Annotated in this window: 20 protein-coding genes; 14 read left to right on the forward strand and 6 right to left on the reverse strand. The window is 26.9% G+C overall.

Annotated elements, in window-relative coordinates:
- Nucleotides 1-41 precede the first annotated feature (41 nt).
- The 9 genes from KGF46_RS06020 to KGF46_RS06060 all read left to right on the forward strand — a co-directional run bounded on the left by KGF46_RS06020 (nucleotide 42) and on the right by KGF46_RS06060 (nucleotide 9113).
- Complete coding sequence (locus tag KGF46_RS06020; protein ID WP_227828011.1) at nucleotides 42-1124, forward strand: SIR2 family protein; 1083 nt, start codon at nucleotides 42-44, stop codon at nucleotides 1122-1124.
- A gap of 82 nt (nucleotides 1125-1206) precedes the next feature.
- Nucleotides 1207-1839 carry a cyclase family protein gene (locus tag KGF46_RS06025; RefSeq protein ID WP_227861862.1) on the forward strand — a complete coding sequence of 211 codons (633 nt, stop codon included), beginning with the start codon at nucleotides 1207-1209 and terminating at the stop codon, nucleotides 1837-1839.
- 65 nt (nucleotides 1840-1904) lie between these two features.
- On the forward strand, nucleotides 1905-2444 hold the full coding sequence (locus KGF46_RS06030) for a prolyl-tRNA synthetase associated domain-containing protein (protein ID WP_227828091.1): 540 nt from the start codon (nucleotides 1905-1907) through the stop codon (nucleotides 2442-2444).
- A gap of 49 nt (nucleotides 2445-2493) precedes the next feature.
- On the forward strand, nucleotides 2494-3180 hold the full coding sequence (locus KGF46_RS06035) for a DUF554 domain-containing protein (protein WP_227828013.1): 687 nt from the start codon (nucleotides 2494-2496) through the stop codon (nucleotides 3178-3180).
- 182 nt (nucleotides 3181-3362) lie between these two features.
- The gene (locus KGF46_RS06040) at nucleotides 3363-4238 is read left to right on the forward strand and encodes a kinase (protein WP_227828014.1); all 876 of its coding nucleotides are present in this window, start codon (nucleotides 3363-3365) and stop codon (nucleotides 4236-4238) included.
- Nucleotides 4239-4683: 445 nt separating this feature from the next.
- Entirely contained in the window at nucleotides 4684-5982 is a 1299-nt protein-coding gene (locus KGF46_RS06045) for an acyl-CoA thioesterase/bile acid-CoA:amino acid N-acyltransferase family protein (protein WP_227828015.1), read from the forward strand.
- 150 nt (nucleotides 5983-6132) lie between these two features.
- The gene (locus tag KGF46_RS06050) at nucleotides 6133-7524 is read left to right on the forward strand and encodes a hypothetical protein (protein ID WP_227828016.1); all 1392 of its coding nucleotides are present in this window, start codon (nucleotides 6133-6135) and stop codon (nucleotides 7522-7524) included.
- 177 nt (nucleotides 7525-7701) lie between these two features.
- Nucleotides 7702-8289 (forward strand): TetR/AcrR family transcriptional regulator, encoded by a 588-nt coding sequence (locus KGF46_RS06055; RefSeq protein ID WP_227828017.1) that lies wholly within the window; start codon nucleotides 7702-7704, stop codon nucleotides 8287-8289.
- A 32-nt stretch (nucleotides 8290-8321) separates the two neighbouring features.
- Nucleotides 8322-9113: a class I SAM-dependent methyltransferase gene (locus tag KGF46_RS06060; RefSeq protein ID WP_227856355.1), complete on the forward strand. Its 792-nt coding sequence runs from the start codon at nucleotides 8322-8324 to the stop codon at nucleotides 9111-9113.
- Between the two features lie 115 nt (nucleotides 9114-9228).
- Here the strand turns inward: KGF46_RS06060 and KGF46_RS06065 are convergent, their stop codons facing one another.
- The 5 genes from KGF46_RS06065 to KGF46_RS06085 all read right to left on the reverse strand — a co-directional run bounded on the left by KGF46_RS06065 (nucleotide 9229) and on the right by KGF46_RS06085 (nucleotide 15344).
- Nucleotides 9229-11646 carry an ABC transporter permease gene (locus KGF46_RS06065; RefSeq protein ID WP_227861863.1) on the reverse strand — a complete coding sequence of 806 codons (2418 nt, stop codon included), beginning with the start codon at nucleotides 11644-11646 and terminating at the stop codon, nucleotides 9229-9231.
- 12 nt (nucleotides 11647-11658) lie between these two features.
- Nucleotides 11659-12324, reverse strand: a complete 666-nt coding sequence (locus tag KGF46_RS06070; protein ID WP_227828020.1) for an ABC transporter ATP-binding protein — start codon at nucleotides 12322-12324, stop codon at nucleotides 11659-11661.
- An 82-nt stretch (nucleotides 12325-12406) separates the two neighbouring features.
- Nucleotides 12407-13438, reverse strand: a complete 1032-nt coding sequence (locus tag KGF46_RS06075) for a sensor histidine kinase (protein ID WP_227856353.1) — start codon at nucleotides 13436-13438, stop codon at nucleotides 12407-12409.
- Nucleotides 13428-14114, reverse strand: coding sequence for a response regulator transcription factor (locus tag KGF46_RS06080; protein WP_227828022.1), 687 nt, complete (start codon nucleotides 14112-14114; stop codon nucleotides 13428-13430). Before KGF46_RS06080 ends, KGF46_RS06075 begins: the two co-directional genes overlap by 11 nt.
- A 165-nt stretch (nucleotides 14115-14279) precedes the next feature.
- Nucleotides 14280-15344, reverse strand: a complete 1065-nt coding sequence (locus tag KGF46_RS06085; RefSeq protein WP_227840171.1) for a 4Fe-4S dicluster domain-containing protein — start codon at nucleotides 15342-15344, stop codon at nucleotides 14280-14282.
- A 298-nt stretch (nucleotides 15345-15642) separates the two neighbouring features.
- Here KGF46_RS06085 and KGF46_RS06090 point away from each other — a divergent pair, with 298 nt between their 5' ends.
- From KGF46_RS06090 to KGF46_RS06110, 5 genes are all read left to right on the forward strand, one after another.
- Nucleotides 15643-16287 carry a TetR/AcrR family transcriptional regulator gene (locus KGF46_RS06090; RefSeq protein ID WP_227828024.1) on the forward strand — a complete coding sequence of 215 codons (645 nt, stop codon included), beginning with the start codon at nucleotides 15643-15645 and terminating at the stop codon, nucleotides 16285-16287.
- Nucleotides 16288-16461: 174 nt separating this feature from the next.
- Nucleotides 16462-17133 carry a response regulator transcription factor gene (locus KGF46_RS06095; RefSeq protein WP_227828025.1) on the forward strand — a complete coding sequence of 224 codons (672 nt, stop codon included), beginning with the start codon at nucleotides 16462-16464 and terminating at the stop codon, nucleotides 17131-17133.
- Nucleotide 17134: 1 nt separating this feature from the next.
- Nucleotides 17135-18043 carry a sensor histidine kinase gene (locus KGF46_RS06100; protein ID WP_227828026.1) on the forward strand — a complete coding sequence of 303 codons (909 nt, stop codon included), beginning with the start codon at nucleotides 17135-17137 and terminating at the stop codon, nucleotides 18041-18043.
- An 83-nt stretch (nucleotides 18044-18126) separates the two neighbouring features.
- A complete protein-coding gene (locus KGF46_RS06105) occupies nucleotides 18127-18813 on the forward strand; it encodes an ABC transporter ATP-binding protein (protein WP_227850375.1) in 687 nt (228 codons plus the stop codon).
- The gene (locus KGF46_RS06110; RefSeq protein ID WP_227841640.1) at nucleotides 18810-21365 is read left to right on the forward strand and encodes an ABC transporter permease; all 2556 of its coding nucleotides are present in this window, start codon (nucleotides 18810-18812) and stop codon (nucleotides 21363-21365) included. Before KGF46_RS06105 ends, KGF46_RS06110 begins: the two co-directional genes overlap by 4 nt.
- A gap of 139 nt (nucleotides 21366-21504) precedes the next feature.
- Here KGF46_RS06110 and KGF46_RS06115 read toward each other — a convergent pair whose 3' ends face one another.
- Nucleotides 21505-22704 (reverse strand): coenzyme F420-0:L-glutamate ligase, encoded by a 1200-nt coding sequence (locus KGF46_RS06115; protein WP_227850373.1) that lies wholly within the window; start codon nucleotides 22702-22704, stop codon nucleotides 21505-21507.
- Nucleotides 22705-22802: the final 98 nt, after the last annotated feature.

The raw sequence follows: 22802 nt of genomic DNA on the forward strand, positions 1-22802 counted from the left end.
GATATAAAAAATAATAGTAATGTTTATATAGGAGGAATTATATGAAAATAGCTATATTTTTGGGAGCAGGAGCATCAGCTGCAGAAAATTTACCTATTCAAAATGAATTATTTAGTGAATACTTTAAGAAATTAAAACCTAAAAATTATGATACTGATATGAATAGAGAATTGTATGCTTTTTTTAAACAAATGTTTAATATTGATATAAGAAAAGATAATCTAGATAATGCAAATTTTCCAACATTTGAAGAAGTTTTAGGGCTTTTAGATTTAGCAGAACAAAGAAGAGAAGGATTTAGAAATTTTGGACTTGAAAATTTAAATAATAGGAGTGATAGTATACGTTTTTTAAGACAGTATTTAATACTGTTGATGGCTGAAGCAATCCATAACACACCTAGAACAGATAATAAATATCACAAACTTCTAGTTGAAAATCTTTTACAAGATGATTTACTCCTTGATACAACTTTTATTAGTGCAAATTATGATATACATATAGACAATACAGTTACTGGTTTAAGAGATAAAAATAATTTGCCTATTATGCTTGATTATGGTGTAGAATTTACTAATTTTAAGGAAGAATTAAACTGGAGAAAACCGAAAGAACCATTAATTAAACTCTATAAGATACATGGTTCATTGAACTGGCTTTACTGTCCCATTTGTAACAGTTTAACTCTTACACCACATGAAGGTGGTGTTATGAAACTAATTGAAAACAGTTCAGAGACAAAATGTCTAGAATGCAATGAATTGACAGAACCTATTATAGTTCCACCAACATATTTTAAGAATATGTCAAATATATTTTTAAGTAATGTCTGGAATGAAACAGAAAAAACTTTAAGAGATACTGACCTTTTAATATTTTGTGGATATTCATTTCCTGAAGCTGATATGCATATAAAATATATGTTAAAAAGAGTTCAGACAAATCGAAAAAAAGCCCCACTTAAAATAATGGTTTTTAACAATCATTCACAAAAACAAAGGATTACTTTAAAGAAAGAAGAAAGAAGATATAAACGTTTTTTGGGAGAAGATATTATATTTACTGATAATTCTTTTCAAGATTTTTCTATGAATCCATTAAATTTTATAAAAAGTATATATTAATTTGGCAATAATAGGATAAAATCCAATAGAAATAAAGTGAATTTAGGTATATAATAGAAAATAAAACATAGGGGGTATAAAAATGAAGGTTTTTGATTTAACTCATGTGACACATAATGATATGCCTGTATATGCAGAGCCTAATAGACCAGATATAAAAAAAGTAGCTATTATTGAAGAAAATGGATATCAAGAAACATTAATCAGTGTATTTTCTCACAATGGAACTCATATGGATTCGCCAAAACATATGTATACTAAAGGGGAATCCTTAGATACATTGGATATAGAAAATTTTGTTGGTCAGGCTTATGTATTAGAACTTGAGCAAGGAAGCAAAAATATAGAATTGGAATATCTAAAAAAATATGAAGATGAGATAAAAAGTAGTGAGTTTATAATATTTAAATCAGGCTGGTCAAAGTTTTGGGATAAAAAACAATATTATGTAGGTTATCCTACTTTAACAGAAGAGGCTGCACACTATATAGCTGATAGTAATATAAAAGGAATAGGGATTGATATGTTGTCAGTAGATAGATATGATACGTTATCGTTTGAAGTGCATCATATTTTATTTGAAAAAGGTAAAATAATAATAGAGAATCTTACCAATTTAGAAGCTGTGCCAGAAAGATTTTTATTTATAGCAGCTCCATTTAAGTATAATGATGCTGATGGTGCTCCAGTAAGAGCAATAGCCATAATAGAATAATATTTTACTATAAAATAAAGTGACATAGTTGTAATATACAAAGTATTAAAGGAGATTATAGTATGATGAGTGATTTAAAAGATAAAATGACAGAATTATCAGATGAAAATGAATTAAATTTAAATGAAACTAAAATATACAATGTATTAGATAAATTAAATATTAAATATGAGGTAGTAGAACATGAAGCTGTATATACAGCAGAACAGTTAGTAATTTTAAATGATATAACAAAAGGATGTCAGTGTAAAAATTTATTTTTAAGAAATGCTAAAGGAAATAAATACTATCTAATTGTAGTTAGAGGGGATAAACATGTTGATTTAAATTCAGTTAAAGAAAAAATAGGAAGTTCTAGGTTATCATTTGCTTCGCCTGAAAGATTATACAATGTACTTAAACTTCTTCCTGGAAGTGTAAATCCTTTTTCATTGGTAAATGATACAGAAAGAAAAGTAGAGCTTTACATAGATGAGGATGTAATTAAAGAAGAGTATTTAAATTTTCATCCGAATATAAATACTAAAACTGTAAACATATCTAGAAAGGGCTTTGAAGAATTTTTGGAATATTTAAAATATCCAATACAAAGTATTGATGTTTAAGTTTTGATAATGGGAGCAAATTTTAATTAGCTAATCGAGGGGAGAAAAAATGTTTGGAGTAATAGCAAATAGTCTAGCAATTGCAGGAGGATGTATAGTAGGTCTTATAATCAAAGGAGGATTACCTCAAAGAGTAAGTGATACTATAATGAATGGAATTGCATTATGTGTATTATATATAGGGATATCAGGAGCACTAGAAGGAAAAAATACACTAGTAACGATAATATCTATAGCTTTAGGGGCTTTAATAGGAGAATTAATAGATATTGATAAATGGGTAAATAAATTAGGGGCATTTTTACAGAGTAGATTTTCTAAAGGCAACAAAAAAGATTCTATTGCTGAAGGTTTTATATCATCTAGTTTGTTGTTTTGTATAGGGGCTATGGCAGTAGTTGGTTCATTAGAAAGTGGACTTACAGGAAGCCATGATACTCTATTTGTAAAATCAGTAATAGATGGGATAGCTTCTATTATATTTACGGCTTCTTTAGGTATAGGTGTAATGTTTTCTGCTGTATCTGTATTTTTATATGAAGGTATTATATGTTTAGGGGCATCATTCTTAAATGGATTTTTAAGTGACCCTGTAGTTACAGAAATGACAGCTGCAGGAAGTTTATTAATTATAGGTCTTGGTTTAAATGTACTTAAGCTAACAAATATAAAGGTAGCAAATCTTTTGCCAGCTATATTTATGCCAATATTATTTGGTGTGTTTGGATTAATCTAGAAATTAAAAACTTAAAGTTTGTCTAAAGTTTTTAAAAACTTTAGACAAATTTTTTATTTAGAAGGAAAATGGCTTTTATCATCAAATTAATAATTATAGTAGAAATAAGTTTAATATTATGATTATAAAGTTTATATTAAATTTATTTTATTGATGAAACTAATGGGGGAGGTTAAAACTCAATGATTACATTTGATGTAAATGGAGCTATTATCAGGTTTGATGATACAAAAAATAATTATAATAAGATAAGAAAAATTTTTAAATTGTATGCTTTAGAAATTTCTAAAAACTTTGAGAGAGATTGTTTAAATAATTTTCAAAATCTAAAACAAATATCAGATAGAGGTCTAAATCTAGGAGAAAAATATATAGAGGAATCTTTTAAGAAAGGAATCGAGACTATAGTGAGTTTTGGAATTATAACTATAGATATTGATACCTTTAAAAGTGTTTATTGTGAAAAATATTTAGATTTTAAAAGGCTTTTTAATAACTTAAATAAAACTTTTATTATACCAAATAAGAATAAAAAAAATAATTATGCAAATTTTTTAGAAATCGAATCTACAGTAAAAAAAATGAGTAATTATTTGTATAATGATTGTTTCAAAATTCATTATGCTGTTATAGATGCTCTTATAGAAAATAGAGTCAGTGAAGTCCATTCTTATATTGATGAAGAATCTATAAAAAAATCTAATGCCTTATTTAATAATTATAAAGATGGTTTTATTGGAAAAGCAGATGAGTGTAAGGTTGTAAAACAAATAATAACATTAAATCCATATAGAGAAGACGTATACGAATTTTTGGTAAAAGAGGATGGTGATTTTAGTAAAGAGATTGAAAGATTAACTGAGTTTTTAGGATATGATATAAAAGAATATAAGGCTTCCTTAATGGATCTTTATATAAATGAACTAGTAGAGAGCGATGAAAGTGATGCTGAAAATGCAAGAGAGAAGATTGAAAAGTATGCTAAGTATATTGGATGTAGTGATGAAAATCTATATATAGCAAGAGTTAATGCCATATACACTTTTGCCAATGCATAAATTTTATATAATCTGTAAATAAAAAAATATATGATTGTACTAAAATTTTAAATAAAAAATACTTGTTAAGCTTACTAAAAAATAATTTATATTTTCTAGATAAAAACCATTCCTTTAAAGGTGTGGTTTTTTATTTTTTCAGCTATATTCTATCTAACTTCTTAAAGAAAATTTCTATGGTATTTTATTAATCATAAAGATTATATTTAAATTTCACTTTTTTTATCATCCAATATAAGTAAAATTTTAAGTTAAAAATGGTTCATATTGTTAAGAGAATTTGAATTAAATAAAAAAGACAATATATTGACTAAATTGATTTGAATTGATATAATAAAATAGTCAACATAATGTCGTATATTTGAATTATTAATAGTCTACTAAAGAAATTTATTTCAAATATATATAACTCATGAACACTAATTATTATATGGAGGAATCAATTATGAAAGTAAATGTGTACGATGTAGAATCACTTGTAGATGATAAAATTAAAGTTATAGTTTCAGACTTAATTCCAAATAGTAAATTAAGAGTATCTATGAAAATGGAATTTCCATGGTGTAAAGGAGAGGAATTTTCATCTTATGGAGTATTTTATTCAAATGAAAAAGGAGAAGTGAATTTAGATTCAGTGGAACCTTTAGAAGGGTCTTATAAAACGGCTGACTGCATGGGGTTAATTTATTCCCTGAAAAAATCGAAAACTGAAGGTAAAAATTTTGCAGAAAATATATCTATTGATAAACCAATAATCATGAATATGATATTTGAATCTGATATTGAAAGAAAAGAGGTTAGGTTGAAGAGATTGTTTAAAACAGAAGATATTATCACAAAAGACATATCAGATGAATTTATAGGAAAATTATTTTATAAACAAAATTCTAGTAATAAAACAATTTTAGTTTTAGGTGGTTCTGATGGAAATTTAGATGCTTTAGAACTTTTAGCAGCTCCACTTGCATCTAGAGGATTCAATGTACTAACAGTTGCTTATTTTGATTTAGAAGGATTGCCAAGTAAATTAGAAGAAGTACCATTAGAATACTTTGAAAACGTATTTAAATGGATTAGTGAAAATGAAATCACTAATACTAAAGAACTATTTGTACATGGAACATCAAAAGGTGGCGAATTAGCACTTTTACTTGCTTCAAGATATAAGCAAATTAAAAAAGTAGTAGTATCACAGCCTCATGCGTATTGTTTTCAAGCACTTGATGGACAGATGAATGGAAAAGATACTTCATCATGGTCATATAAAGGTAAGCCACTTCCATATATCAAAGTCGACAATAATATATTTTTTGAAGACCAGAAAAAAGATATAGAAAAAGGAATCCCATTTGGATTTGCCAGTACCTATAAGAAAAGCATTGTAAGGGCAGACAATAAAGAAGAAGCTAGAATAAAAGTAGAAAATTCTGAAGCTGATATTCTTATGATTTCTGGAAAAGAAGATAATATTTGGAATAGTTATGATGGTTGTGTAGAAATCATGGAAAAACTTAAAAAAAATAACTACCAATATAATGTGGAACTATTAACATATGATAAGATGGGACATCCTTTACCAATTCCATATATTGTGCCTCTAAAGGAAACTTTATTTGTGAATATGGATGGAGGAATATTTTCTTCAGGAGGAACTGTAGAAGGTAATGCAAAAGGACAGTTTGAATCATGGAAAAGAACTATTGAATTTTATAAAGAACCTTTATCAATTGATATAAAAAAATAAAAATGACTATATTTTTCTATATATGCACAAAATCTATCAATTTTACAACTTTAATTTATTGTTTATGTAATTTGTATGTTATATACTAGTTTTAACAAGATTGATAATTTATAAACAATTATAAGAGTTATTGAAAGGTGGAGTGAAATTATGGAAAGACTCACTAGAAGTGAACAGCCTCATATAAAATTTGGAATGTTTAAGATACGAATTCCATTTATACATTACAGATTTGAGAAACCAGAAGCTATTCAAGGCATAATATCAAGTATGACAAGCTTAGGAACTATTGGACTTAGCACGCAAATATTAGGATTACCATATGAAGTCGCATGGAGTATGGCTATCATTAACTCAATATTGTACTGCTTACATGTTTTTATGGGAGACCCAGTAGTTCCTGGCTGGATTACAGCTTCTATAACTCTTACAACTGCATATTTGTTAAAGTTCAATATTGGTATTGAAAGAATACAAGCATTAACAGCTTTACAAATAGATTTAGGAATTATATTTATTTTAATGGGAATAACAGGTATAGCTGGAAAACTAGTAAATAGAATCCCAAATTCCATCAAAGGTGGGATACTTATGGGAGTTGGTATATCAACTGTAATATCAGAATTTAGTCCTAAAGGCAGATTTGAATCTTATCCAATATCTATAACAGTAGGGATTTTAGTTGCTTGTTTTGTAATGTTTTCTGAAAAATTTGATGCTCTAAAAATAAAGAATAAGTTTTTGTTTCGATTAGGTCAATATGGCGTGGTTCCAGCTATTTTAGTGAGTTTAATTATAGGAATATTTAGTAAAGAAATAGGAATTCCTAGCTTTAATTTTGAAAATATTATTTATATAATGGATTTTCAAAAACTAATAGATACAGTATCTCCTTTTGGAATAGGTTTTCCAAGTGTAATATTATTTATACAAGGATTGCCAATGGCTTTCATGATATACATAATTGCGTTTGGTGATTTTATAACAGGTGAAAATTTAGTTCTTTCTGAAAGTAAAAACAGAACAGATGAGTATATTGATTTTAATTCCAATAGGTCTAATGTTATAAGTGGAATAAGAAATATTGCTATGGCAGTTATTTCTCCATATATAGCTATGTGTGGTCCATTGGCGGCAACTCTTACTGGAAGTGTTGCTCAAAGATATAAGGTCGGAAAGGAAGCAATGCAGTCTATTTTTAGTGGTATGGGTACGTTAGTATGGGTTTCAGCTATTTTTATTTGCTTTTATCCAATTGCACAAATAGCTACTCCTCTTATACCATTAGCATTATCAGTGACACTTCTAGTTCAAGGTTATTTATGTACTAAACTATCAATGGAACTATGTGATACTGGCGTAGAGAGAGGTTTAATTGGGCTGATGGGTGGTGTAATTGCTGCTAAAGGTGGAACATGGGGTCTTGTAGTAGGCTTTATACTTTATTTTGTGCTAATAGATTCTAAAAAGAGAAGAGAAAATGATAGTAATTCATCAGAAGATTATGTATATGAAATATCAGATAAAAAGAAAACTATTTAAAATAAAAAATGAGTTGCAATTGTCTATTAATTGATTAATTGCAACTCATTTTTTATTTATTAACCCCAGGAATGACAAAAAAATGCAAAATTTTTTCTTGACATAATTTTTTTGATATATAATAATTGTTATACAACACATGTGTTTTATAAAATTTTAATGGAGAAGTGAACTTATATGCCACCTAAAGCAAAAATAACGAAAGAAATGATTTTGAATATTGTCTTGGATATTACAAGAGAAACAGGATTTGAAACTGTAAATGCAAGGAGTATTGCAAGTAAATTACAATGTTCTACTCGACCAATTTTTACTTGTTATGAAAACATGGATGAATTAAAATCTGAATTTCTTGCTTTTGCATACGAATACTATAATCAGTATGTTATTAATTATCATAACTCTGAAAATGTCAGTCACTATTTATTACTTCCACTTTCATACATTGAATTTGCTCAAGAAGAAACACATTTATTTAAGTTGCTATTTATAAACGATTTAGATTTGATGATGGAAGAGGCAAATGATTTTTATAAAGAAATTGATAATGAAAAAAAGGCAAGGCTTTTTTCGGAAAGCATTGGAATAGAGTTAGAATGTGCAAAAGTCATATTTTTAGATTTATTTCTTTATACTCATGGCATAGCTGTCTTAACAGCAACAAAAAAAATAACATTAGATAGAAATAGTGCTGAAAAAATGTTAAAAAATATATTATCAGCTTTTATAAGACAAGAAAAAACGGATTGGAATTTATCTATTTGATGTTTACTAACTAATACAGAAGGGGGTGCAATATGAAAACAAACCAATACTTAATTGATTTTTACAATAATTACGACGAAGATAGTCGGTTGGCATTAAAGCATGGAACAGTTGAATTCCTAACTACTATGCATTACATTGAGAAGTACATAAAACCTGGCGACCGTGTGCTTGAAATTGGTGCTGCAACTGGTCGCTATTCTCACACGCTGGCACGTCAGGGATATGACGTCGATGCAGTGGAATTGGTCGAACATAACATAGAAGTTTTCCGTAAAAATATTCAATCAAATGAAAATATAACTATTACTCAAGGTAATGCTATGGATTTATCTGTTTTCCCAGATAATGAATATGACATTACATTGTTGTTAGGTCCGTTGTATCATCTTTATAACAAAGAGGATAAGCAACAAGCTCTACATGAGGCTATTCGTGTAACAAAACATGGGGGTGTGATTTTTGCTGCATATGTTATATCTGATGGCTGTCTTATTGATGAAGGGTTCAACCGAGGAAATATCAATGTAGCTGAATATATTGAAAAGGGCTTGATTGACCCACAGACATTTGCTACCAAGTCAGAGCCAAATGATTTGTTTGAACTTGTCCGTAAAGAAAACATTGACGATTTGATGTCTGTCTTTCCTGTAACAAGACTGCATTACGTCGCATCAGACGGTTTAGCCCTATGTATGCATGAAGCAGTAGATGCTATGGATGATGACGCATTTGAGTTATATTTGAAGTATCACTTTGCTACTTGTGAACGCGAAGATTTAATAGGCGTTACGAGTCATTCGATTGATATATTCAGAAGATAAACAATAGAAGGTAAAAAAACAAACAGAGGGTCGTAAAATCAAAGTTTTCTGACCCTCCGAATTTTGAAAATCTATGTTGAGTGTAGTATAAAAGTAGCTATTTTTATATCTATTCTTATTGAGAGCGTAAACGTTCTGTAAGGGATTGTTTTTCTAGATTTCTTATAAGTAATTCAATTATTAATATTTGTATGCATATTAACACAAATGAAAAAATTAAAATAGAAAAGATAGAAAAATTGAAATTAATGAAGTCTAATCTAATAACATCTTTTATAAAAAAGCAGAGTAATTTTGAACCACAATAACCCAATATAATCGATACAAATATAGCTTTAATACTCAAATTCAAACCTTCTCGATAGAGCATTTTGTGCAACTGTTTTTTTGTCATTCCAACTGCCTGAAGCAAGGCAAACTCTTTTTTTCTAATTAATACACTATTTACAAGAATATTTGTCATATTAAGGATACCAAAACAGGAAATTAAGCCAACAAATACATATGCAGCTATAATCATATACTTAAAAGCTCTAGTTAGCATTTTATAATCATTATCATATGAATAAAGGATTAAATTTGAATTATTTTGAATAATATTTAATAGTTTTTCTTCAACTTCTTTTGAATACTTTTTATCAGATAAAATTGAAAAATGTAAATTTGTATTATATGGTGTTATTTTATCTAAAGCCTTATCTGAAGTAAAGAACATACATCCTGTATTGGAATTATCGATTATTCCAACTATTTTCATTTGTCTTTTGATGATGTCATTTCCACTAAATATGTTAAATGTAATTGTACTTCCAATTTTCAAATCAATTCCATAAGATTTTGTTTTATATTTATTTACAATTAAGCTGTTTGAATCCAATTGATTATAGTCAATTTTTCCATTTACAATATACTTTTGGAATGATTTTGCAAGCTCTGGTGTGATACCTTCAATCAATGTTGTAACTTTACTTCCATCTTCATCTTTAATTGAAGGGTCTATAACTTCACATTTAATTCCTTTAGATTCAATTACCTTTTGTACTCCATAAATTGAATTGATTTCATTTTTAAGAGTGTTTGTAAATGGATTATTTTGCTGAATTTGTGTAATGCGTTCATACAAATTGTCAATTTTATTTCCAATAATATAATTTTCATTATAAACGAATGTCTGAGACATCTGTTTATTAAAATCTATAGAATTAGCAAGACTAGCAATTGAAATAAATAATATTCCACTAATACTCAATGAAATTAATGCTATTAAATTTTTCTTTCTATTTACCTCAATATTTTTTAGTGCTAAATTTTTAATATTTATATGATTAAGTGTTTTAATTTTATTTCTAAATTTAATTTCTGCATATTGCATAGCTTCAATAGCAGAAGTTTTAGAAATAATTCTAGCTGGTTTATTTAAAGAAATTCTTACAGTCAAAAATATTACTATTAATAATACTACAATAATAAATAAGTCAGTAGTCATTTGCCATGCTAAAGGTTGAATTATATATGTAATTATGCAGGAAGATATAATGCCTATTGGAATAAAAATAATAGATAAAATATTTCCTTGTAGGTAAATAATCTTTCTTAATTGCAAAGAAGTCATACCAAGTGCTTTCAATTTTGCATACATTTGAACCGAATTAACAACTGAAATATAAAAAATACTATAAATAACAAATAAACTAGAAAAAAGAATAATTACTCCTACTATTAAAACTGTAATAACTTGTTCACTATCAATTAAATTTGATTCAATATAATTATCATTTAAATATATATTATGTTTTTTAATATTTAAAGAGGAACCAATTTCATTTAATTGAGTCTTAATTGAAGTAGGGGATTTTTCTAAATTTTCTTTTGATAATCTAACTAATACATCTACAGTATTTGGAGTTGCTTCATCAAAATTATTGCTTTTGATTTGTAAAGGTGTAGAAGCTACATTCTTTAGATAATCATTGGAAACAACTGTATAGTATTGCTTAGCATTATCTTGATAATAATTTTCTACAAATCCAACAATAATAAAATTACTTTGTATTTCTTTGTTAGTAATATTATCACGATATTTTAATGTAATACTATCTCCAAGGTCTTTATTTAAACCAAGTTCATGCAGATATTTTTCTGAAATAGCAATTTCATATTTATTTGTTGGGATAGTTCCTTTTAGTAGTTTAAAATTTAGAAGCTCAATTGCAGTCTTATCTGCATATATCATTGACATCCTATAATCTGATTTTATCTCATTACCAAGTAACTTATAAACTCCTACACTACTAAAGTTTTTATTTTGCTGTAATATATTTTTTGATTTTTCATTTACAGATTGATATCTCGCATGATAGGGAGATGCATTAATTAAATCCATAGAACCATTATATGAAACTAAAGCAGTCGTTAATAATAAACATGTAGAAATCATTATAATAATACCTGAAAGAAAAAATTTAAGCTTATTAATTTTTAAATCATTCAATGCTATTTTTTTAATGAAAGCACCATTATTATTTTTAAACATATATTTCACCTCCTAGTTATCAATTTTTCCATCTTCAATACGAATAATTCTATCTGCTAATTGTGCAATTTCATTATTATGGGTAATCATTACAATTGTTTGGTTAAATTTCTCACTTGTCATTTTAAGTAAACCTAATACATCTGCACTTGTTTTACTGTCAAGATTACCTGTTGGTTCATCAGCAAGTATAATAGCAGGTTTCGTTACAAGTGCCCTTGCAATAGCAACACGTTGCTGTTGTCCTCCAGAAAGATTACCTGGAACATCATATAGTTTTTCATCTAGTGCTAGTAGACTTATAATTTCATTTATAAAGTCTTTGTCTAGTGTTTCACCATCCAATCCAATTGGCAAAATGATATTTTCATATACATTAAGTAAGGGAACAAGATTATAATTTTGGAATATAAAACCTATGTTTCTACGTCGAAAAATTGTAAGTTGTTCATCATTCATAGTTGATAATTCTTTTCCTCTTATAATTACATTTCCGGATGTAGGATTGTCTAAACCGCCCATCATATTTAATAATGTAGATTTACCACTACCAGATGTACCTACAATAGAAATAAATTCACCTTTTTCAACAGATAGGCTCACACCATCAAGAGCTTTTGTAATGTTTGAATTTCTACCATAATATTTCTTTAAGTCTATTACTTGTAAAATACTCATCATAAGGACCTCCTTCGTATATTGTAAGTACAGTATATAATCAAAATGTTGCAGAATTATCACAAATAAAATATTTGAAAATTTATTTATTAGGCAAAAATATAGAAAAAGTAGAGCCTTTTCCAATTTTTGATGTAACTTTAATATATCCACCTTGAAGAGATATAATTTTTCTTGAGAGATATAGACCAATTCCAATACCATCTATATCATGTACATCTTCTTCACGATAGAATCTCTTAAAAATTTCTGCTTGGTGACTTTCCGATATGCCTTTTCCAGTATCAGTAATATCTATTTTAACATACATAACCCAGCATTCTGTAGATATATGTATTTTACCTTTAGGGCTTGTGTACTTCACTGCATTATCTAATATATTGAAAATAGCTTCAGAAGTCCATTTTTTATCATGACATATACATAAGTTTGAATCACAATCAACTGTAACTTCAATGTTCTTTTTTTCAGCATCAAATAAAATTCCACTAAGTGAAGTAGCAATTGTTTCATAAATCAAATTCTTCTTTTTAGATAATGTAATTATACCTGTTTCTAGTCTTGAAGTTTTTATCATAGACTGTATTAAAAATTCTAATTTATCTAATTGACCTTGCATATCCATCAAAAACTCATTTTGAATTTCCGTTTTAAGATTCTGATTTAATAGGGTAGTATTAATTATCTTTAAATTTGCAATAGGAGTTTTGATTTGATGAGATATATCAGAAACTAATTCTTGTAAATCAGCTTTTTCCATAGCAATATTATGACGACTTTCTTGAATGACTTCATACATTCTAATCATTCTATGATTAATACGCGACAAAAGAGTTTCTTCTTCAAAAGCAATTTCTAGATTATCTTCACTATTCATCATCTTATCTAAAGTTAAACATATCTCAGAGCAAAAGAGAGTTATTTTCTTATGAAGTAAGAGCATGATTAATAATATAAAACCACAGAATATTATTGTATATATTAATAATAGGGCAACTATTTTAAAATCATTAGTTATTATATAAATTCCTATATTGAATAGAATAGTTGTAAGAGCCATACTAACAGCAATTATTAAATAAATAGAATTAAAAGAAAATTTTTTAAAATTCATTTTTTTCACCTATCCACATGTATCCCATACCATATACTGTTTTAATATATTGAGAGTCATCTTTTTCAATTTTACTTCTAATTCTACTTATAACAGATGTCAAAGTATGTTCATCTACGAAATTAGCATCTATATCCCAAAGTTTTTCTAAAAGTATTTTTCTTGTTAGAATATTTTTGGGATTTTCAATAAATAGTTTTAAAGTACGATATTCTAGTGGCGTAAATACAATTTGATTGCCATTTATACATGCAGAGAGCTCAGAAAAGTTAATCTTGAGATGTCCATCATCATAGCAATCTTGTTTTGTTTTTGTTGTAATATGCTTTAAAAGTGCTCTTACTTTTTGTTTAAACACATTGATGTTAAATGGTTTTGTTATATAATCCAAAGCTCCAAGTTCATAACCTTTAATCATATCATAATCCATATCATTGGCAGTTAAAAAAATTATAGGGATATCATAATTTTCTTTAATTTTCTTGCATAAATCAAATCCGCTTTTATCTGGTAGATTAACATCTAAAATAATTAAATCAAATTTGTGTTTAGCAATAGATTCTAAAGCAGATATAGCTGTAAATTTTGAAATAACCATATATCTCTCTTCATTTAAGTTATATGATAGTGTTTTATTTAATATAGTATCATCTTCTACTACTAATATTTTTTCCATATATTCACTCCTTTTATTTTTAATATTCTATACAAAGTCAATTATAGACTCAAAATGTTGCTAAATTGTCATAAATAATATAAATTATTTATATAAATAAAATATTTAATAAATAATCTGCCCTAGAATTTATCATAGGACAGACTAATTATTAAATATATAAAATTATTTTAACCAAGATGGATTTCCAGGTACAAATATTCTTTTACCAAATTTTGAAGTATATTCATCCAAAGCCTTCTCAATAAGCTCATTATTGCCTTTAAAAGAGGTAGTGTTTTTTATAGTTTCAAGGTTTTGGCTAAATGGGCAAGCAGATATACACATACCACAGTCTGTGCCTAGATATCTCCATTTAATATAACATGTTTCATGTTCAATCACCCAATTATATTTTCCATCATCACCAATTTTAATATCATTAGAAAGTGAGTGAGAAGGGCAATTAAAAGAACATTTTTTACATACTTTGCAAAAGTCTTCAAGTCCAAAATCAACATATTCATCTTCTATAAGTGGAATGTCAGTAGTGACAACCCCTAGTCTAAGTCTAGAACCATAATCTTTATTTGTAAGTATTGCATTTCTCCCTATATCACCTAATCCAGCATCACGAGCTATAAAAACAGGCATTACTAGATAATTAGCATCCATATGATTTCTAGCATCATATCCTAGGTTTCTTATGTAGTAACTTAAAATCATACCGACAATAGATGCATCTACATAACATTTTGAAGTTTCTATAACTTCACATATCATTGGGGCTCTGTTTATCATTTCTTTATCCATTTCACATCCAAATACAATTGCATATTTATGAGATAGATTAACTTCTTCGCCGTAGTTTTCTTCATGCCTACCTCTATTTGTATAAATATGGTAGTCTTTTAATCTAGTTATACCAATCACAGAAGCTCCATATTGCTTTGCAAACCCTTTTATCTTTTTAGTCATTGACTTTGCATCTACATCTACTTTATTGTCACAAATTTTTCCTTCACATAGTGATTTTATATCAGATAAAAAGTCAAATGCACTACTTGCCATTGGAGAATTTATCTCATTATAAGTCATAGTTCCTTCACTACATAAATTTGGTCTACTTCTTATACTATCATCAACTTCTTTTTTTTCAGGATTTTTCTCATAATAGTCATTATAAGCAAAACCATTTTTTTTATAATTTGCTCTTGCAAACATAGTATTTCTTTCATCAACCCTTTTCAATTCTATTCCCCCTAGTAAAAGTATAATTAAATAATATAACCTTATCCTTACATAACTTAATTATATAAGAATAAGGTTATATTTTCAATTTAAGCGTCGTTAAATTAAATAATTTGTATTTATACAAGTTTTACAATATTTTTACATATAAATTATATTAATAATAAATAATAAAAAATTTAAGAATAAATATGATTTATTGTCTTTAAATGGAGTGTATTGACATATTGTAAAAAATCTTATTATAATAAATATACTAAGAATTAATACAAATTGATAAAGAAAGAAGTGAATTTATATGTCAAGAAATAAGCATTCTGATAAGATAAGAAGTCAGATATTAGAAGTTGCATGGCAAATATTTGAAGAAAGTGACTATGATGATGTAACCATGCAACAAGTCGTAGATACTCTTGATATATCTAAAGAATCTGTATACTATCATTTTAAAGATAAAGAAGTCCTGTTCGAAGAGATTATATCAAATATTTTAAAAGTAGAGATAGAAAATTTAAAGTTAATATTACATAATTCTGACTTTACGATTAGAGAAAAAATATCTGCGTTTATCTTATGTATATCTAGCTCAGAAATAAGAAAGAAATTGATTGATTATATGTGCTCTCAAAAAAAACCTACCTTCTTTATAAAGAGTATACGAGCATCTACGCTTGAAATGACTCCTTTATTATCTTGCTTAATAAAACAAGGTATTGAAGAAGGCGTTTTTAAAACTGATTATCCAGATGAAATGTCTGAAGTATTTATAATATTAATAAATATTTGGTTAGACCCAGTATTATTTAGTGAAAGTACAGAAAAACATTTCAAACGTATTGAATGTCTAGCTAATTTATTAAGTGCAAGTGGTGTACCTATTATAGCTGATAACGACTTAAAATTAATTAAAGCATTTTATAGAGAATGTTCTAAAGAAAAATAACCTATAAATAAGAAAAATAATCTATAAATAAAAAACTGTAATTAAATTTGAGAAAAAATAAATTTAATTACAGTTTTTTTAGTAAAATAAGTGTATCTATATATTTTTTAATAAGATAGAGCAAGAAAATACTATTTTACAAGTTTAAAAATAAAAATATAAGGAGGAGAAAATTTGAATTTATTAATTATTGAAGATGATACAAATTTAAATGAGGGTCTTTTTTATGCTTTTGAAAGTGAAGGATTTAATGTTTTAAAAGCTTATACAAAACAAGAAGGCTTACATGTATTTAATAATAAAAATATAGATTTTATAATTTTAGATTGTAACTTGCCAGATGGAAATGGATTTGATGTATGTAAGCAAATACGTGAAAAATCAGACATTCCAATTATAATGCTTACTGCAAGAGATTCAGAAATCGATGAGGTAACAGGATTAGAGATAGGGCTAGATGATTATATCACAAAACCATTTTCTCTATCTGTATTAAAAGCGAGAGTTAAAGTAGCAATAAGAAAAAAATCAAATAATAAAGTGATATATTCTAATGGAATAAAACTAGACCAAAATTCACTAAAAGTATATAAAAATGAAGTGGATTTGGAGCTTAGTGCTGTAGAATATAAGCTTATTAATTATTTAATTGAGAATAAAGGTCAAATATTATTAAAAGAACAAATTTTAAATCATATATGGGATAGTGAAGAAAATTATGTTGATGAGAATATTGTATCTGTAAATATAAGAAGACTTAGAATGAAGGTAGAAGATAATCCATCTAATCCAAAGTATATAAAAACAGCTTATGGAATGGGATATCTATGGAATGAGGTAGAATAATATGTTGGTCCTATTTTTTGCGATATGTATGATAATTATATCTATAATAACTATTAAAAAAAGTCAAAATACATGTGATGAATTGAGTCTAATGTTAAATCAATTATTGGAAGGTAAAGAAGTTTCTTATCCAGATACAAAAGATACAAGAGTATCAAAAATTTCTTATCAAGTAAAAAAAGTTAAAGATATGATAGAAATAGAAGTAGAGCAGTCAAAATCAGAAAAAGAAGCAATTAAAAGTTTAATTTCAAATATGTCACATCAATTAAAAACACCACTTTCAAATATTACCATTTACTGTGAACTTTTAGAAAATATGAATCTTCCTACATCAAAAAAAGTGGAGTTCTTACAAAAAATGAAAAATCAAACTTTTAAAATTGACTGGTTGTTAGAATCTCTATTTAAGATGACCAAATTAGAAGATGGAGTTATTAGATTTGAAACAGAAGAATTGATGATTAAAGATACTATTGTTCAAAGTATCAGTACTGTTTTTAATAAAGCAGAATCTAAAAACATAAAAATAAATTTAGAAACATTTTCAGATATAAAGTTATTTCATAATAAGAAATGGACTATAGAGGCAATTGTAAATGTCTTAGAAAATGCAATAAAATATTCACCATCAGATAGTATAATTACTATTTCTGTAGAAAAAATGGAACTATATACTAAAATTATAATCAAAGATGAAGGAATAGGTATTGATAGTAAAGAATTGAACAATATTTTTAAACGATTTTATAGAAGTAAAAATGTTGAAAATCAAAATGGTACAGGAATTGGTCTATATCTTACAAGATTAATTTTAGAAAAGGAAAATGGAAATATTATAGTAGAATCTAAATTAGGAAGAGGAAGTTGTTTTAGTATCTTCTTACAAAATTGTAAGAGTTTAAATTAACTTTGTAGGATGGGTGTAATTATCGTCACTTACAATATCTTATAAGAACTTATACTTTAAGTTATGTTGAAAGGAGAAATAAAATGAGTATATTAGTGACGAATCATTTAGTAAAACATTATGGAGAAGATGAAAACAAGGTCAATGCTCTAAATGGAGTAAGCATAGAAATTGAACAGGCTACATTTACTGCTATAGTTGGAACTTCTGGGTCTGGTAAAAGTACATTATTAAACATTATAGGTGGGTTGGATAACCCTTCATCAGGAGATGTAATAATTAAAGGGAAAAACATATCTAAACTAAGAAAAAAGGATTTGACTGTATTTAGAAGAAGGAATATAGGTTTTATATTTCAAAATTACAGTTTAATACCAGTATTAAATGTCTATGATAATATTGCTCTTCCTGTTGCATTAGATAAAGGAAGTTATGTGGACCATGATTATATTGAAATGTTAATGAATACATTAGGAATTTGGGATAAGCGTCTAAAATTTCCAAGTGAACTTTCTGGTGGACAACAACAGAGAGTAGCAATTGCTAGAGCCTTATCAAATAAACCTGCACTTATACTAGCTGATGAACCAACAGGAAACCTTGATAGTAAGACCACAATGGAAGTAGTATGTTTATTAAAAGAAAGTAGTGCAAAATTTCACCAAACAATACTTATGGTAACACATAATGAAAATATAGCACAAATATGCGATTCTATTATACATATTGAAGATGGAATTGTAGTAAATAATGGCGGTGAAATACTATGATATCTTTAATGAAGTTTGCAATTCAATATATTAAACATTATAAAAAACAATCTATATCTATAATTTTAAGTATCGTACTATCAGTAGCCTTATTAACAGGAATTGGTTCTCTAGTACATAGTGCAAATAAAAGTAGAATTGAGAAAATAAGAGAAGATAATGGAGATTATCATTTTTATTTTAAGGTAGATAATAAACAACTACAAAAAATTAAGAAAAACAAAAAATCAAATGAATACACTGTAAACAGACTTGGTATAACAAATACTAAAGGTTCTATAGATGAACCTTTCATTATGAAGTTTTTAAATGTGGATTCATCTTATTTAGATATGACAGGTAGAAAATTATTAAAAGGAAAGCTTCCTAGCAAAGAAGGAGAAATAGCGCTTGATACCTATTCATTAAATAATTTAAATCTAAAAGAGAAAATTGGAACGGAGATAAAATTAGACGGAAAAACTTATAAGTTATGTGGGATTTTATCTAATCTTTTAAATCCAGAAACTACTTTGGAGGGCTTTGTAGATAGTTCTACATTTTCTGAAGAAAATGGTAATTATATGGTTTATGTAAAATTTGATGAAAATAAAAATATAAAAAAACAAAGTTCTAGATTTATGAGAGAATTTAATATATCGAAAAAAAGTTCCCATGTAAACTGGAATTTATCAAGTGAATTTGGTGTAAAACCTCCAATAACTTTTGAAAGATATAGTATATTTCAATTCTTAAATTCTTTAAAGTTAAATACAAATGCAATTATTTTAATTATTGGAATATTTAGTGCAGCAGCAGTATATAGTATTTTCCATGTTTCTATACTTCAAAGAGTATCACAATATGGCGTTTTAGAAGTGTTAGGTGCTAATAATAACCAACTTTTACTACTATTGTTTTTAGAATTATTTTTACTTTTCATAGTAGGTTTTCCTATAGGGTGTATTTTAGGAATAGGAGTAGCTTCAACAATACATCAACAATTTCCTCATATATTCTTAGGTAGCGATATTATTTCAGGGTCATTTTTTATAAGTGATAAATCTATTTACTTAGGATTTTTATTCTTAGCATTATTGTTAATTTTAATCACTATACAAGTTGTATATAAACTAAACAAATATTCTAGTATTGAGTCAATGAAAAATTTTGAAGTTACTAATAAACAAAATAGAGATATAAAAAGCATAAAGTTTTCTAACATGACAGCAGTATTATCTCATAAATATATGACTCAAAAAAAAGGAATGTTTATAGGAATTTTGTGTTCATTAGCTCTTGGGGGAATTATTTTTCTATGTTCTAGCTATTCTATACAACTTACCAGAAATAATAATGAACTTACAATGAAAGCCGATGATGGTTTAAATTCTGACTATCAAATAGCTATGCAAACAACTGATTTTGATGTAGGAATACCAAAAGATAAAATTTCAAAACTAAACGAAGTAGAAGGAGTATCAAGTATTTACCCAGTAAGGTATTTTTTGGGAGGTATACACATTAGAGATGAGCAATTACTTTGGAAAAATTTCTTTAAACCTCTTGAAAAAGATTACAGAATAAAGAATTTTTTCAATGGAATTTGCACTAAACAAAGTGATGGGGGACATCTCTTAAAGACAAATATCTATGGATATAATGCTGATATGTTAAAAGGATTAAATCCTTATATTATTGATGGAAAAATTGATAATTCTGACATGGTTAAAAACAACAAAGTGATTGTTAGACTTCCTATGGATGGTACTGGTATATATGGTGCAGTTGACGTAAAGCCAGGAGATACTATCAAAGTTAAAGTACCAAAAACAATGAAACCTACAGATGAGATTATTAAGTTTAAAGAAGAAGATAAAAATAATTATACAGTAAAAGAATTTGTAGTTGCTGCTACTATAAAACGTGTAATGGCAAATAATATATACTTTATTGGCGATTATGGTATGGATATAGTTATGACAAATAAACAAATGGAAAGTAATTTTAATATCATAAATTACAATATGGCCAGTATAAAAAAGATGAAAGAAAGCAATAGCATGGAAGTAGCTAAAGAAATAAAAAATGTTATACATAATATAAAACGATGTATTGTGACAGATTATACCATTGCTATTGAAAAAAATAATATTTATTTAAACCAGAAATTATTGTTTATATATGGGATTGTATTTGTACTTCTAAGCATAAGTTTGTTTCATATTATCAATACAGTGAGTTATTTAGTTTTTTCAAGAAGACATGAATTTGGAATTTTAAGAGCTATGGGAATCACAGATAATAAGTTCTTGATTATGATGATGAGGGAAGGTTTTTTATATGGATTATATGCAAGTATTATAATGGTAATTGGAAGTATTATTGGGCAATCCATGATTTATTTTATAGTAAAACGCGTATATTTATATATAAATCCAGTCTTTAATATAAGTATGTCTCTATACATGGGTATGATTATTTTAAATATTACTATTAGCATTATTGCAGTTATCATTCCAGTAAAACAAATATTAAAGAGTGATATTATTTCAGAAATAAATAGAGATTAAAATTTTTAATAACGATTAATAAATTAAACTATGTAAATATTAAATAACCTCTTAATTGATATACAGTAAAGTTATATCAGTTAAGAGGTTTATATTAGTTTTTAATCTAAATAAATTATATAAAATGCCTTAAAATATATTATTTTGTATAGTTATCAAAATAACCTTGTATGTAAATAATAGGAGTACCTTTATCTCCACTTCCAGAAGTTAAATCTGCTAAAGAACCTATAAGGTCTGTAAGTCTTCTTGGAGTAGTACCTTGAGAAACCATATTTCCTGTTAAATCATCAGATTTATTATCTTTTTCAACTATGTATTTTGAAATTGCTTCTTTTAACTCATCTCCAGATAAGTCAGCAAAGTCATTATCAGCTAAATATTTTAATTTTACCTCATTTGGAGTACCTTCTAAGCCTTTTGTATAAGCAGGAGAAACTACTGGGTCAGCTAGCTCCCATATTTTTCCTACAGGGTCTTTGAAAGCTCCATCTCCATAAACCATTACTTCTACATTTTTACCTGTAATTTCTTTTATATTGCTTTGAATTTTATTTACGACTTCATCACAATTTATAGGGAATAATTTTACAGTTTCTTCTGTAGCTTTGTTTGAACCTAAAAGTCCATATTGGTCATTATATCCACTGCCATCTACACTTGATGTCATTATATCATCAAGAGAATATACTTTTTTAGCACCATTTTGATTTAAAATTCTCTTTGTTCTCTGTCTTGTATGTATATCACAAGTTAAAACACTTGTTGTGTAATTAAGTATAGTTTTTGGGTTATTAGCAAAAATTATTTCTACTTCTGCTCCACACTCTTTAATTAAATTTTTATAATAATCAACATAATCAACACCAGTAAATGTATGTTTATTATATCCAAATAGCTCTCTATATTTTTCTTCTGTTAACACATCTGACCAAGGGTTTATTCCTTTGTCATCAAGTTCATCAAGACTTATTAAGTGATTTCCAACCTCATCAGAAGGGTAGCTTAACATTAATACAACTTTTCTACATCCTTTTGCAATACCCTTTAGACATATTGCAAAACGATTTCTACTTAAAATTGGGAATATAACACCAACAGTATCATCCCCAAATTTATCTTTTACATCTTTTGCTATATTGTCAACATGAGCATAGTTTCCTTGTGCTCTAGCAACAACAGCTTCTGTAACAGCAATTACATCTTTGTCTCTAACTTCAAAGTTTTCATTCTTTGATGCATTTAAAACAGAATCAACAACTATTTTAACTAAGTCATCTCCTTGTCTTATAATAGGTGCTCTAACACCTCTTGAAACAGTTCCAACTAATCTATCCATTATTTAAAATCCTCCTAAAGAATTAATATTGTCATATTAGTACCATGTATATTATAATTCAAATATAATCATAAGTAAAATAAATAATACTAATATTT

The organism is Clostridioides sp. ZZV14-6153, assembly GCF_020657855.1.
In the GTDB taxonomy this organism is placed as follows: Bacteria; Bacillota; Clostridia; order Peptostreptococcales; family Peptostreptococcaceae; genus Clostridioides.

What these genes read in the sequence shown, in the direction of transcription:
- KGF46_RS06045 (WP_227828015.1), top strand. Translation starts at nt 4,684, where the DNA reads ATGAAAGTAAATGTGTACGATGTAGAATCACTTGTAGATGATAAAATT.
- KGF46_RS06115 (WP_227850373.1), bottom strand. Translation starts at nt 22,704, where the DNA reads ATGGATAGATTAGTTGGAACTGTTTCAAGAGGTGTTAGAGCACCTATT.
- KGF46_RS06105 (WP_227850375.1), top strand. Translation starts at nt 18,127, where the DNA reads ATGAGTATATTAGTGACGAATCATTTAGTAAAACATTATGGAGAAGAT.
- KGF46_RS06050 (WP_227828016.1), top strand. Translation starts at nt 6,133, where the DNA reads ATGGAAAGACTCACTAGAAGTGAACAGCCTCATATAAAATTTGGAATG.
- KGF46_RS06110 (WP_227841640.1), top strand. Translation starts at nt 18,810, where the DNA reads ATGATATCTTTAATGAAGTTTGCAATTCAATATATTAAACATTATAAA.
- KGF46_RS06040 (WP_227828014.1), top strand. Translation starts at nt 3,363, where the DNA reads ATGATTACATTTGATGTAAATGGAGCTATTATCAGGTTTGATGATACA.
- KGF46_RS06075 (WP_227856353.1), bottom strand. Translation starts at nt 13,438, where the DNA reads ATGAATTTTAAAAAATTTTCTTTTAATTCTATTTATTTAATAATTGCT.
- KGF46_RS06020 (WP_227828011.1), top strand. Translation starts at nt 42, where the DNA reads ATGAAAATAGCTATATTTTTGGGAGCAGGAGCATCAGCTGCAGAAAAT.
- KGF46_RS06055 (WP_227828017.1), top strand. Translation starts at nt 7,702, where the DNA reads ATGCCACCTAAAGCAAAAATAACGAAAGAAATGATTTTGAATATTGTC.
- KGF46_RS06090 (WP_227828024.1), top strand. Translation starts at nt 15,643, where the DNA reads ATGTCAAGAAATAAGCATTCTGATAAGATAAGAAGTCAGATATTAGAA.
- KGF46_RS06060 (WP_227856355.1), top strand. Translation starts at nt 8,322, where the DNA reads ATGAAAACAAACCAATACTTAATTGATTTTTACAATAATTACGACGAA.
- KGF46_RS06080 (WP_227828022.1), bottom strand. Translation starts at nt 14,114, where the DNA reads ATGGAAAAAATATTAGTAGTAGAAGATGATACTATATTAAATAAAACA.
- KGF46_RS06030 (WP_227828091.1), top strand. Translation starts at nt 1,905, where the DNA reads ATGAGTGATTTAAAAGATAAAATGACAGAATTATCAGATGAAAATGAA.
- KGF46_RS06035 (WP_227828013.1), top strand. Translation starts at nt 2,494, where the DNA reads ATGTTTGGAGTAATAGCAAATAGTCTAGCAATTGCAGGAGGATGTATA.
- KGF46_RS06065 (WP_227861863.1), bottom strand. Translation starts at nt 11,646, where the DNA reads ATGTTTAAAAATAATAATGGTGCTTTCATTAAAAAAATAGCATTGAAT.
- KGF46_RS06025 (WP_227861862.1), top strand. Translation starts at nt 1,207, where the DNA reads ATGAAGGTTTTTGATTTAACTCATGTGACACATAATGATATGCCTGTA.
- KGF46_RS06070 (WP_227828020.1), bottom strand. Translation starts at nt 12,324, where the DNA reads ATGAGTATTTTACAAGTAATAGACTTAAAGAAATATTATGGTAGAAAT.
- KGF46_RS06100 (WP_227828026.1), top strand. Translation starts at nt 17,135, where the DNA reads ATGTTGGTCCTATTTTTTGCGATATGTATGATAATTATATCTATAATA.